Consider the following 14,329-nt stretch of genomic DNA (forward strand, 5'->3'; position numbering starts at 1 on the left):
CATGGAGTTACGATTCACGGAAGAGCAGCAGATGATGAGAAAGATGGTCCAGGATTTTGCCGAAACAGAAATCCAGCCGTTCATCGAGAAGATGGAAGCGGGGGAGTTCCCGAGGGATATTTTAAATAAAATGGCCGGGCTTGGCTTGATGGGAATCACGATTCCCGAGAAATATGGCGGATCAGAGATGGATTTCACCTCGTATATCATTGCGATTCATGAGTTATCGAAAGTAAGCGCAACCATCGGTGTCATCCTGTCGGTTCATACATCCGTAGGAACCAATCCGATTCTTTACTTCGGAAACGAGGAGCAAAAGCAAAAGTTCCTTCCGAAGCTTGCAACTGGTGAGTATTTAGGGGCTTTCTGTCTGACCGAGCCAAGTGCAGGGTCCGATGCGAAGAGCCTCAAATCCCGGGCCGAAAAGCACGGGGACCACTATGTGGTGAACGGATCGAAAGTCTTTATCACCAATGGTGGGGAAGCCGATACGTATATTGTCTTTGCGACGACGGATTCGACGAAGGGGAGCCGTGGGGTATCGGCCTTCATCGTTGAGAAGGATACACCTGGTCTTGTGATCGGGAAAGACGAACATAAAATGGGGCTGCACGGTTCACGTACCGTCCAGCTGACGTTTGAAGATATGAAAGTCCCGGCTGAAAACCTTCTCGGTGAAGAAGGGGAAGGCTTCAAGATCGCCATGGCGAACCTGGATGCCGGCAGGATCGGAATTGCCGCGCAGGCACTTGGAATCGCGGAAGCGGCTTTCGATTACTCAACGGCTTATGCAAAAGAACGGGTGCAGTTCGGCAAACCGATCGCCGCGCAACAGGGAATCGGTTTTAAGCTTGCTGATATGGCGACGGCCGTTGAAGGCTCGAAGCTTCTTGTGTACAGGGCTGCTAATCTTCGCTCTAACAACATCTCCTGTGGGAAGGAAGCCAGTATGGCTAAGCTGTTTGCTTCGAAAACAGCCGTTGAAGCGTCGACGGAAGCGATTCAGGTGTACGGCGGATATGGGTATACGAAGGAGTATCCGGTTGAGCGCTTGTTCCGTGATGCGAAGGTGACGGAGATTTATGAGGGTACGAGTGAGATTCAGCGGATGGTGATTGGGAAGCATTTGTTGGTGTAGATGAAAGTGTTTATTTGAAATTTTGATAGGGTGTCGTTGTGCATATATTCTGAAGCGTGTCAGGCCCCGATTTAGATTGTGATGTTTCATGGCGTAAAGGGGTTTGTGGCATAGCTTGTTTCTTGAGGGTGCCAGACCCGGTGTGTAGATGATAGGAGGAGGAAGTTGAGATGAATTTTAAGTTATCAGAAGAGCATGAAATGATACGTAAGATGGTGCGTGATTTTGCGCGGAATGAGGTGGCTCCTACTGCTGCTGAGCGTGATGAGGAAGAGCGTTTTGATATGGATTTATTTAAGAAGATGGCAGAGCTTGGGTTGACGGGGATTCCTTGGCCTGAAGAGTACGGCGGGATCGGCAGTGACTATCTGGCGTATTGCATCGCTGTTGAAGAACTTTCAAGAGTGTGTGCGTCTACAGGTGTTACATTGTCCGCCCATACTTCGTTAGCCGGTTGGCCAGTATATAAATTTGGTACGGAAGAGCAGAAGCAGAAATACCTTCGTCCAATGGCGCAGGGAGAGAAGATTGGTGCTTACGGACTGACAGAACCGGGTTCGGGATCTGATGCAGGCGGTATGAAGACGACGGCCCGTTTAGAAGGAGATCACTACGTATTGAACGGCTCTAAAATTTTCATCACAAACGGTGGGATCGCTGATACGTATATCGTATTTGCCTTGACGGATCCTTCCCAGCGCCAGCGTGGAACGAGCGCCTTCATCGTAGAAGCAGACTTCGCAGGGTTCTCTGTTGGGAAAAAAGAGAAGAAGCTAGGGATACGCTCTTCTCCAACAACTGAGATCGTATTTGAAGATTGTAAAGTACCGAAAGAGAATATGCTTGGAAACGAAGGCGATGGCTTCAAAATTGCGATGATGACACTTGATGGCGGTCGTAACGGGATTGCCGCTCAAGCAGTGGGGATTGCTCAAGGAGCACTTGATGCGTCCGTTGAGTACGCAAAAGAGCGTGAGCAGTTCGGTAAACCGATCGCAGCGAACCAGGGGATTTCATTTAAGATTGCTGATATGGCGACATCCATCGAGGCTTCACGTCTATTAACCTATCAAGCTGCATGGCTTGAGTCAGAAGGGCTTCCATACGGGAAAGAATCGGCGATGTCGAAGCTGATGGCCGGGGATACGGCGATGAAGGTGACGACGGAAGCGGTTCAGATCTTCGGTGGTTATGGCTATACGAAGGACTATCCGGTAGAGCGTTATATGCGTGATGCGAAGATCACTCAGATTTATGAGGGAACTCAGGAGATTCAGAGGCTGGTTATTTCGCGGATGGTGACGAAATAGGATAGCTAGGTTAAGAGAGATAGACGGGTATCTGCTTTGTTGGGGGATGAAGCAGGTGCTTTTGGAGTAGGGGTCAATGGGAGAATCGGAATATAAAGGCGGTCGGTTGTTTTGAATAAGAAGAGGGAAGTTCATGCTTCTGTTAAGGATGAGCGTTTGGTGGAAAAGCGGCGTGATCAGATGATTCGCGGGGCCGTCTCTCTGTTTAAACAAAAGGGGTTTCACCGCACCACGACCAGAGAGATTGCAAAGGCCGCCGGATTCAGTATCGGAACGCTGTATGAATATATACGAACAAAGGAAGATGTCCTGTATTTAGTGTGTGACAGCATTTATGAGCAGGTTCGATTGGAGCTTGAGGAGCTTGATGTCGGTAAAGGGACGCTTGAAAATTTACGTCTCGGTATCGCTCATTATTTTCAGGTGATGGACCGGATGCAGGACGAAGTACTCGTCATGTATCAGGAAGCGAAATCCTTATCGAAGGATGCCCTTCCATATGTGCTCCGGAAAGAACTTGAAATGGTGGGGATGGTGGAAGATCTCATCAAAGGCTGTGTCGACAGCGGAAAGCTTGAGCTTGATGATGATCAGATCCATATGCTGGCCCAGAATGTATTCGTCCAGGGGCAGATGTGGGGATTCCGTCGCTGGGCACTTCAGAAGAAGTATACACTCGAGGAATTCATCACTCTTCAAATCGAACTCACTTTTACCGGAATCATCGGATTTGAAAAACAAGGGAGAACAGGGGGAGTAATATGAGCACGGTTGAGATTTATAAACCAAAGCACCATGTTCGTTTTGTCACGGCATCGAGCCTGTTTGACGGACATGATGCGTCGATCAACATAATGCGTCGGATTATCCAGGCAAGTGGGGCGGAAGTCATCCACTTAGGCCATAACCGTTCTGTAGAGGAAGTCGTCAATGCTGCTATTCAGGAAGATGTTCAGGGGATTGCGATTTCATCCTATCAGGGTGGACACGTGGAATACTTTAAATATATGTACGACCTTTTAAAAGAAAGAGGGGCTTCCCATATCCGCATTTATGGCGGAGGCGGCGGAGTGATCATACCGCGTGAAATCAAGGAGCTTCACGAATACGGGATCGCCCGCATCTTCTCACCTGAAGACGGACGGACTCAGGGTCTTCAAGGCATGATCAATAAGATGATCGAGGAATGCGATTTCCCGACCATCAAGGGAAGCGTGAATCAGGAAGTCGAGAAGCTTTCTACCGGTAATGTGAACACGGTATCAAAGCTGATTTCACTTGCCGAATATCAAGTCGGGGCAAACGAAGAAGTGGCAGCGACAGCCCAGACCGTTTTTTCTGAAATCAAGAGCTTGGCTAAAAGTGCACCTGTCCTTGGGATCACGGGAACGGGTGGTGCAGGGAAGAGTTCCTTGACGGATGAACTGATCCGCCGTTTCATCAACGAACTTCCAGAAAAGAAAATCGCGATTTTGTCCATCGATCCAACGAAACAAAAAACGGGAGGGGCTCTTCTTGGGGACCGTATACGCATGAATGCGATCTTCAATCCCCGTGTTTATATGAGAAGTCTTGCCACACGTGGTTCGAAAACGGAACTTTCACTGGCGATCAAGGACGCGATCAATGTCGTGAAAGCGGCAGGATATGACCTGATCGTCGTGGAAACAAGTGGGATCGGGCAGGGGGATGCTGAAATCGCCGAGATCTGTGATATGTCCATGTACGTCATGACAAGTGAGTTCGGTGCACCGTCCCAGCTGGAAAAAATCGATATGATCGACTTTGCCGATCTGATCGTCATCAATAAGTTCGAGCGCAAAGGCTCGGAGGATGCGAGACGCCAGGTACAGAAGCAGTACCAGCGCAGTCATATGCTCTTTGATAAAGATCTTGATGACATGCCTGTGTACGGCACGATCGCCAGCCAGTTCAATGATCCGGGAACCAATGCATTATTTGCGGCAATTGTCGAAACGGTGAACAGGAAAATGGAGCTGGATTGGAAAACGGGCTTCTCCAAAGACGTAGATGTGGAAAAACAAAACGTCATCATTCCAAACAATCGTCGTTATTATCTGCGTGAGATTGCGGAAACGGTGCGTAATTATCATAAAAAAGCGGAAGAGCAAGTGAACCTGGCTCGCCGTTTGTTCCAGCTTGAAGGGGCAATCGAAGCGGTCAATGAAAAAGAAACGAATGATGGGGTTGTAACGTCCCTTCAAACGTTGAAAGAAGAAGTCGAAAACAAACTAACATCAGAATCGAAACAGATTTTACAAAAATGGGATAACCTTAAAGAAACATACAGCAAGGATCAATTCATCACAAAGATCCGTGATAAAGAAATCGTCACTGAGTTAAAGACGAAGAGCTTATCCGGACTTGATATTCCGAAAGTCTCCCTTCCAAAATACAAAGACTACGGTCAAATTTTAGATTGGGTCTATAAAGAGAATGTTCCAGGCTCATTCCCTTACACAGCAGGAGTATTCCCGTTCAAACGCAAAGGAGAAGATCCGAAGCGTCAATTCGCCGGTGAGGGAACGCCTGAACGGACGAACCGCCGTTTCCACTACCTGTCGAAAGATGATGATGCGAAACGATTGAGTACCGCCTTTGATTCTGTGACTTTATACGGTGAAGATCCGGATCACCGTCCTGACATCTACGGAAAAGTCGGAGAAAGCGGCGTGAGCATCTGTACGCTGGAAGATATGAAGAAGCTGTATGCTGGTTTCGATCTGTGTGCGCCTTCAACATCCGTGTCCATGACGATCAATGGTCCGGCACCGATCATCCTTGCCATGTATATGAACACGGCGATCGATCAGCAGATCCGCATGAAGGAAGAAGAGCTCGGCCGCGTACTCACAGTAGAGGAATATGTGGAAGTGAAGGAACAGACCCTTCAAGTCGTTCGCGGGACGGTTCAGGCAGATATTTTAAAAGAAGATCAGGGACAAAATACGTGTATTTTCTCAACTGAGTTCGCCCTGCGCATGATGGGGGATATCCAGCAGTACTTCATCGATCACAAAGTACGGAACTATTACTCTGTATCGATCTCCGGTTATCATATCGCCGAAGCGGGAGCCAACCCTATTTCCCAGCTTGCATTCACATTGGCAAACGGGTTTACGTACGTCGAATACTATTTAAGCCGTGGAATGGATATCAACGCCTTTGCGCCAAACCTATCGTTCTTCTTCTCGAACGGCCTCGATCCTGAGTATACGGTGATCGGACGTGTGGCACGACGCATCTGGTCGACTGTGATGAGGGATAAATACGGTGCGAATGAACGCAGTCAAAAGCTGAAGTATCACATCCAGACATCCGGTCGATCCCTGCATGCCCAGGAAATCGACTTCAATGATATCCGTACGACGCTTCAAGCATTGATGGCCCTGCAGGATAATTGTAACTCCCTGCATACGAACGCCTATGATGAAGCTATCACGACACCGACGGAAGAATCCGTGCGCCGTGCCATGGCGATCCAGATGATCATCACGAAAGAACATGGATTATCCAAAAATGAAAATCCGCTTCAAGGCTCGTTCATCGCAGAAGAGCTGACGGATCTCGTGGAAGAAATGGTCCTCACAGAATTCGACCGCTTAAATGACCGCGGTGGCGTACTCGGATCCATGGAAACACAATACCAACGTGGAAAGATCCAGGAAGAATCCATGTACTACGAAATGAAGAAGCATTCCGGTGAACTTCCGATCGTGGGAGTGAACACGTACCTGAATCCGAATCCACCTTCAGAAGAACAAATGGACAGCATGGAACTGGCACGTGCCACAAAAGAAGAAAAAGAAACACAAATTCAAAATCTGCGGGACTTCCAATCACAACACAAAGACCAAACCGAAGAAGCCCTCACCCGCCTGAAACAGGCAGCGGTCGGCGGAGGAAACATCTTCGAAGAACTCATGGAAACCGTAAAAGTCGCAAGCCTCGGCCAAATCACACGCGCCCTCTACCAAGTAGGCGGCCAATACCGACGCAATATGTAACAAATAAAAGGAAATGAGACTACTGTATCAGTGCAGTGGTCTCTTTTTTCAGTAGGCTAATATTTGATGATCAGTATGCATAGTAGTAATAATGAAGTGGGTTTTCTTTTGTTCTTTGTCAGGAAATCAACAAAGCATCTCTCATAAAAAATTAAAAAAAAATCACATCAAGTTTAAAATCCCGCCAAACCGTCTATCCTTTATACGAAATCAACCAATTTTTAACATGAACTTAATACTTATAGGGTAGGATTTCCTGTATAATAAGAATTATCAGACAAGGAGACAGGAAAGTACGATACATACGTTTGGATGTGAGACTGTGAAGACCATTTTTCGCTACATACTATTAATCATCACCATATACGCCGCCATCCGTTTATATCAATTTCAACTGGGTGCCATCCCTTTTTTCCTGCTCTCTTTTTATCTATTCTATGAAGCGTTCCGGGTCGTAAGGAACAGTCACAAAGAAGAGAAATGGGGAAATGGCAGGCCTTCCTGAAATCAGTTGCGAAAAAAATGCGAAAAAAACGAGATATGTATAGCATAAAGTGATTTATATTGATTATAATGTTGAATATGGTTAAAATTGATAATGGAGAATTTTTGCCCTTTTTTACTCTACTTAGTAGAGTGTGAAATAGAGAAAGGAAGTGCGTAAAGTGAGTCTTAAGCAATTATCCAAAGAAGAATTGAGTCAAACATCATTCATTGAATTGGCACATGAAATTTTAGTAGAGAAAAAGCAAGCGATGGCATTTGAAGAGATCGTGAAGGAAATCAAAGGTTTGCTTGGAATCTCTGATAAAGAGGTAAAGAGCCGTTTACTTCAATTCTACACGGACTTGAATATCGATGGACGATACATTGCCATGGGTGATAACCGTTGGGGACTAAGAGAATGGTACCCGGTTGATCAAATCGAGGAAGAGACCGTTCCAACCATGAAATCCAGCAAAAAGAAAAAAGCGAAGAAAAAAGACGAAGATCTGGATCTGGAAGATTTCGATGATCTGGATGATGAAGATCTTGATTACGAAGATCTTGATGATGCCGACGATGATGATGATCTTACGGATGACGACGATGTCGAAGTTGATGCAGACGAGGATCTGGACATCGATGACGACGACGACGAGGAAGAGCTCGAGATCGATGAATTCGACGATGTCGAAGAAGACGACGAAGACGAAGATGATGAATCAGAAGAAGAGGAAGAGAAATAATCTCTCCCGAATCAGTACGGCTCCCGTCAGGCTTTATGGCCTCCCCGGGGGCCTTTTGATTTGCGTGAAATGCTTGAAAATTCTATCCCTTATTCTATGCTTGACTTCTACCTCTTAGGAAGGTAGTATTTTATTTGGGCTCCCTAAACAGGGACAGATCACGTATATCACGCTCCCCTTACAAGATTGTAAGCGGGGCGTTTTTTGTTTTTATAAGAAGTATGCATTGACATGAACGGGTTTTTGCCAGCCTTTTATAAGTGACGGATCGATTCTTTAAAGACCCCTTACATTTTTATGTATCTTGATAACAAGAGGCTGTCTTTAAGCGTGAGTATGCAGATGAATTTATTTTAAGAGAATGGACTTGTCCTTCTTTGAACAAGATAAATTCATGACATACCGACAAAAGACACCCTCTACTTTTTTTGAACCAAACTTACTTTAAAGGGGGACATATACATGACTAAGTATATTTTCGTAACAGGCGGCGTAGTGTCGTCACTAGGGAAAGGGATCACAGCAGCGTCCCTTGGAAGACTACTCAAAAACCGTGGAGTGAGCGTCACGATTCAGAAGTTCGATCCATACATCAACGTGGATCCGGGAACGATGAGCCCTTATCAGCACGGTGAAGTTTTCGTAACCGATGATGGTGCTGAGACGGATCTTGACTTGGGTCACTACGAGCGTTTCGTTGACATTAATCTGACGAAATACAGCTCTGTGACAACAGGTAAAATCTATTCTACTGTTCTGAAAAAAGAGCGCCGCGGGGATTATCTTGGCGGGACTGTGCAGGTCATCCCGCATATCACAAATGAAATCAAAGAGCGCGTTTACCGTGCCGGCCGCGAAACGAATTCCGATGTCGTGATCACGGAAATCGGTGGAACGGTTGGAGATATCGAATCACTTCCATTCCTTGAAGCGATTCGCCAGATCAAGAGTGATGTCGGTCGTGACAACGTGATGTATATTCACTGTACGCTTATCCCTTACATTAAAGCGGCGGGTGAAATGAAGACGAAACCGACTCAGCACAGCGTGAAAGAACTCCGCAGTCTCGGAATCCAGCCGAATGTCATCGTCGTGCGTACAGAAATGCCGATGACCCAGGATATGAAAGACAAGATCGCGTTATTCTGCGATATCGATAAACATGCGGTAATCGAAGCAATGGATGCAGATACGCTTTACTCTGTACCACTTGCTCTTCAGGACCAGAAACTTGATGAAATCACATGTCAGCACTTGAAGCTGAACTGCCATGAAGCAGACATGACCGAGTGGAATGAGCTGGTCGACCGTGTGAAAAACCTTTCCCGCAAAACAAGGATCGCCCTTGTCGGGAAGTATGTTGAATTGCAGGATGCCTATATTTCTGTAGTGGAAGCTCTCCGTCATGCAGGTTATCATTTCGACAGCGACATTGAAGTGAGATGGTTGAATTCTGAGCTTGTCGACAGCGAAAATGTTGCCGAAAAACTGGCAGACGTAGATGGGATCCTTGTACCAGGCGGCTTCGGTGACCGCGGTGTCGAAGGAAAGATCGCTGCGACTCAATATGCCCGTGAAAACAAGATTCCTTTCCTTGGAATCTGCCTTGGCATGCAGCTTGCATCTGTAGAATATGCCCGTAACGTCCTCGGAATGGAAGGGGCACACTCAGCTGAGCTTAACCCGGAAACGCCATACCCGGTCATCGATTTATTACCGGAACAAAAGGATATCGAAGATCTTGGTGGAACACTGCGCCTTGGATTATACCCATGTAAGCTGACAAAAGGTTCAAAAGCCTATGCAGCCTACGATGGGGAAGTCGTATACGAACGTCATCGTCACCGCTTCGAATTCAATAATCACTACCGTGAGCAAATGGAAAAAGCCGGCTTCATCTTCTCAGGTACAAGCCCAGATGGCCGCCTTGTGGAAATCATCGAGCTGAGCGACCACCCATGGTTCGTCGCATCTCAATTCCACCCGGAATTCACATCACGCCCGACACGCCCGCAGCCTCTATTCAGAGACTTCGTGGAAGCGTCACTTGCGTATGGTGAAAAATAAGATTTGATTGAAAGCTCTCCCGGTTTGGGAGGGCTTTTTTGTGTTTGAATAATCCCAAACCAACCCCATCAAAAAAAGCCCATCCCCAAAAAGGGAACAGGCTCCATTCATTACTCCTCATACTCCTCCAGCATCTCACGGATCACAAACCCCAACGCGAAATAGAGATAAAGAGCAGCCATGCTTGACGGGAAGCTCACGCGCTCACCGATTTCATCGCCGGGGAGCATTCCTTTGATCACTTTTGTATCCAGGTGAATGTCGGCAAGGTCTAAAAGACTCTCTTCCCCTTCCACCATACCGGACACCGCTACAAATGGTACACCGTCAGCAGAAAGCTTCTTCGCGAACGCAACGGCGTCTTCATCCGTGGAATAGCGGGTGAAGATCAGCACACGATCCGCTTCTGTCAGTTCAATGGTAGAATCATATCGTTTAGCGGATGGAAGGGGCTCGGCACCGAAAAGGGCTTCAGCGGTTACGGCTTCCATTTCCCGGTAGCCTTTTATGTAGATGCTTCCTTGTCCGATGGCGGCCTGGGCAAGGAGGCGTGCGCCGTCCTCTATTTCGAATTCCTGTTTATCATAAATCCGTTTGAACAGTCCCGTTAACTGAGTGGTGAACATTTTAATCATTGAGTTCAGTTCTCCTTCCATATTCATCTTCGACATTTCTCATCATAACGCTTATTATAAAGGGGAAAAAGGTCTCTAGCAAAATCTTGAGAATAAGCAGGATTTTTTTACAGAAAAAGAGAATAAGTAATAAATATACAATTATTTACCGTCGGAATACATAATTTATTAAAATGTGAAGGGGACTGAGGTATATGAATGAGAAGATTCTGATTGTGGACGATCAATTTGGTATTAGGATTCTATTAAATGAAGTGTTGCAAAAGGAAGGCTACCAAACATTTCAAGCTGCGAACGGCATCCAGGCTCTTGAAATCGTAGATAAGCATTCCCCTGATCTGGTTTTACTTGATATGAAAATTCCTGGAATGGATGGAATTGAAATCCTGAAGCGGATGAAGCAGAAAGATGCGGATATCCGCGTCATTATCATGACCGCATACGGAGAACTCGACATGATTCAGGAGGCAAAGGACTTGGGAGCGCTTACCCATTTTGCGAAGCCGTTTGATATTGACGATATCAGACAAGCCGTCAGACAGTATATTCCAGTATAAGGAAGTTATTTGAATAGTAAAAATAGTAGTATTTTTAACATTTCGCCTCTGCAGTTGGTAAAATCAATTCTGTTTTGGTATGATACAAGTGAATTTGTTAACTATGTCACAAGGTGTTATCCATAACGCCGCCATTTATACCAAAATGGTCGACTGACTGAATAAAAGGAGGAAATAACTATGCCTTTAGTTTCAATGAAAGACATGCTTATTCAAGCAAAAGAAAAAAGCTACGCGGTAGGTCAATTCAATCTGAATAACCTTGAGTTCACCCAAGCGATCCTGCAAGCGGCTGAAGAAGAAAAATCACCTGTCATCCTTGGTGTATCTGAAGGTGCTGCCCGTTACATGAGCGGCTTCAAAACAGTTGTGAAAATGGTTGAAGGTCTTATGGAAGACCTGAACATCACAGTTCCTGTTGCGATCCACTTAGATCACGGTTCAAGCTTTGACAAATGTAAAGAAGCCATCGATGCAGGATTCACTTCTGTTATGATCGACGCTTCTCACGGTCCTTTCGAGGAGAACATTGAAATCACTTCTAAAGTGGTTGAGTATGCTCACTCTAAAGGTGTTTCTGTTGAAGCTGAGCTTGGAACAGTTGGTGGACAAGAAGATGACGTCATCGCTGACGGCGTTATCTATGCAGACCCTAAAGAGTGTCAAGAACTAGTAGAACGTACTGGTATCGATACACTTGCACCTGCTTTAGGTTCCGTTCATGGTCCTTACAAAGGTGAACCAAACCTAGGATTCAAAGAAATGGAAGAAATCGGAGCTGCTGCCGGAGTACCATTAGTACTTCACGGTGGAACTGGAATTCCAACAAAAGATATTCAAAAAGCGATTTCTTACGGAACAGCTAAAATCAATGTAAATACTGAAAATCAAATCACTTCTGCTAAAGCAGTACGCGAAGTATTAGCGGCTGACACAGAAGTATACGATCCACGTAAATACATGGGTCCAGCTCGTGAAGCAATCAAAGCAACAGTAATCGGTAAAATGCGCGAATTCGGTTCTTCTAACCAGGCGTAAGAGACAGGTAATGTTTGGAAAGACCTAGCTGGTAGATTAGGGGCTTTCCTTATGTGGTAGAAAAAGAATGAAGCTGTAGGATGGGACTGGCACCGGGAGAGGTTTGATACCTTTTGGGTCAGTCCCTTCCGTTCATTAAAAGATGATTGAAAATTTTGTCGAAAATGGGGTAGAGGAAATGAAATTTTTCATAGACACAGCAAACATGAGTGAAATCAAGGAAGCATTTGAATGGGGTATTCTTTCAGGAGTGACGACGAATCCGTCCCTTGTAGCAAAAGAGAAGGGCGTAACATTTGAGGACCGATTAAAAGAAATCACGGATCTTGTTCCTGGTTCTGTAAGCGCTGAAGTCATCGCATTAGATGCTGAAGGCATGATTAAAGAGGGAAGGGAGCTTGCGAAGATTGCGCCTAATATTACGGTGAAGCTTCCAATGACACCCGACGGTCTGACGGCTGCATCTACTTTTGCTAAAGAAGGAATCAAGACAAATGTCACGCTGATTTTCAGTGCGAACCAGGCGCTTTTAGCGGCTCGTGCTGGAGCGACGTATGTTTCGCCTTTTTTAGGAAGATTGGATGATATCGGTCATGACGGACTGGAGCTGGTTTCCCAGATTGCCGAGATCTTTGCGATTCACGGCCTGGAAACGGAAATCATCGCGGCATCCACCCGTCATCCGCAGCATATTACGGAAGCAGCGCTCCGAGGGGCCCATATCGCAACAGTCCCTCTTAAAGTATTGAAGCAATTATTCCAGCATCCCCTGACGGATAAAGGAATCGATGCCTTCTTGAATGACTGGAACAATCGCTGATTTTAGGTCAATCGGTCTAAAGGAAAAAAATTCGTTTATCCTATACATGTTTTGACGAATTATGTATACACTAGTAGACAATACTTCTTAGAACGTCTTCTATTGGAAAAATAATCCTTTTTGTTTGAGGTATAGGGAATCATGCCCTAAATCGATGAACAGTGGAAGGGAGTTTAATATGGAAAAGCTAAAAATTGCAGGAGGTTATCCCCTTGAAGGTACCATTAAAGTCAGTGGGGCCAAAAATAGTGCGGTAGCCTTGATCCCGGCAACCATTCTTGCTGATTCTCCGGTCACAATCGAAGGGTTACCAGATATCTCTGATGTAAGAACGCTGAAAGATCTCTTAGAAGAAATCGGTGGTTCCGTCTCATTGGAAGATGGGGATATGAGTGTAGATCCAAGTCAAATGGTGTCCATGCCTTTACCAAGCGGGAAGGTGAAGAAGCTTCGTGCTTCCTATTATTTAATGGGTGCGATGCTCGGACGTTTCAAAAAAGCGGTCATCGGATTACCGGGTGGATGTCATCTTGGTCCGCGTCCGATCGATCAACATATTAAAGGGTTCGAAGCACTTGGAGCGGAAGTCACCAACGAACAGGGTGCGATTTATCTCCGTGCCGATGAATTAAGGGGTGCCCGCATCTACCTTGACGTCGTGAGTGTCGGCGCAACGATCAACATCATGCTTGCAGCGGTTCGCGCGAAAGGCAGAACGATCATTGAAAATGCGGCAAAAGAACCTGAGATCATTGACGTTGCCACATTACTGAGCAATATGGGTGCAAAGATCAAAGGGGCAGGAACAGACGTGATCCGTATCGATGGAGTGGACGAGCTTCACGGCTGCCGTCATACCATCATCCCTGACCGCATTGAAGCAGGAACATTCATGATCCTTGCAGCAGCAGTCGGTAAAGGTGTGCTTGTCGACAATGTCATCCCGTTACATATGGAATCGGTTATTGCCAAGCTCCGTGAAATGGGAGTGCCGGTTGAAACAAACGATGATCAGATCTATATCGGCAGGGCGGACAAGCTCAAATCCGTCGATGTGAAGACACTCGTTTATCCAGGTTTCCCAACGGATCTGCAGCAGCCCTTCACCACGCTATTGAATCGTGCAGAAGGTTCTGCCGTCGTAACGGACACGATTTATTCAGCCCGCTTCAAGCATATCGATGAGCTGAGAAGAATGAATGCCACGATCAAAGTCGAAGGACGTTCCGCCATCGTCAACGGTCCTGTCCAATTGCAGGGCGCCAAAGTGAAGGCAAGCGACCTCCGGGCAGGAGCCGCCCTCGTCATCGCTGGCTTAATGGCCGAAGGAATCACAGAAGTCACCGGCCTCGAACACATCGACCGCGGCTACAGCGACCTCGTAGCCAAACTCGAAGGCCTCGGAGCCACCATCTGGCGTGAAAAAATGTCCGCAGAAGAATTGGAACAGATGAAATCATAGATTCTTGAGAATATGATAAAGATGTTTGTTCAACTTGTCTTTTAG

Annotated in this window: 12 protein-coding genes; 11 read left to right on the top strand and 1 reads right to left on the bottom strand. The window is 46.2% G+C overall.

The annotated features are described in order from the left end of the window. The first annotated feature begins 1 nt into the window (after position 1). From ACSQ2E_RS00965 to ACSQ2E_RS00995, 7 genes are all read left to right on the top strand, one after another. On the top strand, positions 2–1,138 hold the full coding sequence (locus tag ACSQ2E_RS00965; RefSeq protein ID WP_435988949.1) for an acyl-CoA dehydrogenase: 1,137 nt from the start codon (positions 2–4) through the stop codon (positions 1,136–1,138). A 170-nt stretch (positions 1,139–1,308) separates the two neighbouring features. Continuing rightward, positions 1,309–2,448: an acyl-CoA dehydrogenase gene (locus tag ACSQ2E_RS00970; RefSeq protein ID WP_435988950.1), complete on the top strand. Its 1,140-nt coding sequence runs from the start codon at positions 1,309–1,311 to the stop codon at positions 2,446–2,448. Positions 2,449–2,559: 111 nt separating this feature from the next. Beyond that, the gene (locus ACSQ2E_RS00975) at positions 2,560–3,213 is read left to right on the top strand and encodes a TetR/AcrR family transcriptional regulator (RefSeq protein ID WP_435988951.1); all 654 of its coding nucleotides are present in this window, start codon (positions 2,560–2,562) and stop codon (positions 3,211–3,213) included. Next, complete coding sequence (gene icmF / locus ACSQ2E_RS00980) at positions 3,210–6,476, top strand: fused isobutyryl-CoA mutase/GTPase IcmF (RefSeq protein WP_435988952.1); 3,267 nt, start codon at positions 3,210–3,212, stop codon at positions 6,474–6,476. The genes ACSQ2E_RS00975 and icmF overlap by 4 nt, the downstream gene beginning before the upstream one ends. 322 nt (positions 6,477–6,798) lie before the next feature. After that, a complete protein-coding gene (locus tag ACSQ2E_RS00985; protein ID WP_435988953.1) occupies positions 6,799–6,981 on the top strand; it encodes a hypothetical protein in 183 nt (60 codons plus the stop codon). Between the two features lie 160 nt (positions 6,982–7,141). Next, a complete protein-coding gene (gene rpoE, locus ACSQ2E_RS00990) occupies positions 7,142–7,705 on the top strand; it encodes a DNA-directed RNA polymerase subunit delta (RefSeq protein ID WP_435988954.1) in 564 nt (187 codons plus the stop codon). A 462-nt stretch (positions 7,706–8,167) separates the two neighbouring features. Further along, positions 8,168–9,772 carry a CTP synthase gene (locus ACSQ2E_RS00995; RefSeq protein ID WP_435988955.1) on the top strand — a complete coding sequence of 535 codons (1,605 nt, stop codon included), beginning with the start codon at positions 8,168–8,170 and terminating at the stop codon, positions 9,770–9,772. 110 nt (positions 9,773–9,882) lie between these two features. Here ACSQ2E_RS00995 and ACSQ2E_RS01000 read toward each other — a convergent pair whose 3' ends face one another. Next, on the bottom strand, positions 9,883–10,407 hold the full coding sequence (locus ACSQ2E_RS01000) for a DUF2529 domain-containing protein (protein ID WP_435988956.1): 525 nt from the start codon (positions 10,405–10,407) through the stop codon (positions 9,883–9,885). 194 nt (positions 10,408–10,601) lie between these two features. On the opposite strand from ACSQ2E_RS01000, the gene ACSQ2E_RS01005 reads away from it, so the two are divergent. The 4 genes from ACSQ2E_RS01005 (at position 10,602) to ACSQ2E_RS01020 (ending at position 14,284) form a co-directional block, all read left to right on the top strand. Beyond that, on the top strand, positions 10,602–10,964 hold the full coding sequence (locus ACSQ2E_RS01005) for a response regulator (RefSeq protein ID WP_034765110.1): 363 nt from the start codon (positions 10,602–10,604) through the stop codon (positions 10,962–10,964). A gap of 180 nt (positions 10,965–11,144) precedes the next feature. Further along, positions 11,145–12,002, top strand: coding sequence for a class II fructose-bisphosphate aldolase (locus tag ACSQ2E_RS01010; protein WP_060674348.1), 858 nt, complete (start codon positions 11,145–11,147; stop codon positions 12,000–12,002). A gap of 178 nt (positions 12,003–12,180) precedes the next feature. After that, a complete protein-coding gene (gene fsa / locus ACSQ2E_RS01015; protein ID WP_258264583.1) occupies positions 12,181–12,822 on the top strand; it encodes a fructose-6-phosphate aldolase in 642 nt (213 codons plus the stop codon). Between the two features lie 178 nt (positions 12,823–13,000). Beyond that, positions 13,001–14,284: a UDP-N-acetylglucosamine 1-carboxyvinyltransferase gene (locus tag ACSQ2E_RS01020; RefSeq protein WP_435988957.1), complete on the top strand. Its 1,284-nt coding sequence runs from the start codon at positions 13,001–13,003 to the stop codon at positions 14,282–14,284. Positions 14,285–14,329 lie beyond the last annotated feature (45 nt).

This window comes from Rossellomorea sp. LjRoot5, from assembly GCF_964253455.1.
Lineage (GTDB): Bacteria > Bacillota > Bacilli > Bacillales > Bacillaceae_B > Rossellomorea.

Coding starts and splice junctions, on each gene's coding strand:
- ACSQ2E_RS00965 (WP_435988949.1), top strand. CDS start 2: ATGGAGTTACGATTCACGGAAGAGCAGCAGATGATGAGAAAGATGGTC.
- ACSQ2E_RS00970 (WP_435988950.1), top strand. CDS start 1,309: ATGAATTTTAAGTTATCAGAAGAGCATGAAATGATACGTAAGATGGTG.
- icmF (WP_435988952.1), top strand. CDS start 3,210: ATGAGCACGGTTGAGATTTATAAACCAAAGCACCATGTTCGTTTTGTC.
- ACSQ2E_RS00995 (WP_435988955.1), top strand. CDS start 8,168: ATGACTAAGTATATTTTCGTAACAGGCGGCGTAGTGTCGTCACTAGGG.
- ACSQ2E_RS01000 (WP_435988956.1), bottom strand. CDS start 10,407: ATGATTAAAATGTTCACCACTCAGTTAACGGGACTGTTCAAACGGATT.
- ACSQ2E_RS01005 (WP_034765110.1), top strand. CDS start 10,602: ATGAATGAGAAGATTCTGATTGTGGACGATCAATTTGGTATTAGGATT.
- ACSQ2E_RS01010 (WP_060674348.1), top strand. CDS start 11,145: ATGCCTTTAGTTTCAATGAAAGACATGCTTATTCAAGCAAAAGAAAAA.
- fsa (WP_258264583.1), top strand. CDS start 12,181: ATGAAATTTTTCATAGACACAGCAAACATGAGTGAAATCAAGGAAGCA.
- ACSQ2E_RS01020 (WP_435988957.1), top strand. CDS start 13,001: ATGGAAAAGCTAAAAATTGCAGGAGGTTATCCCCTTGAAGGTACCATT.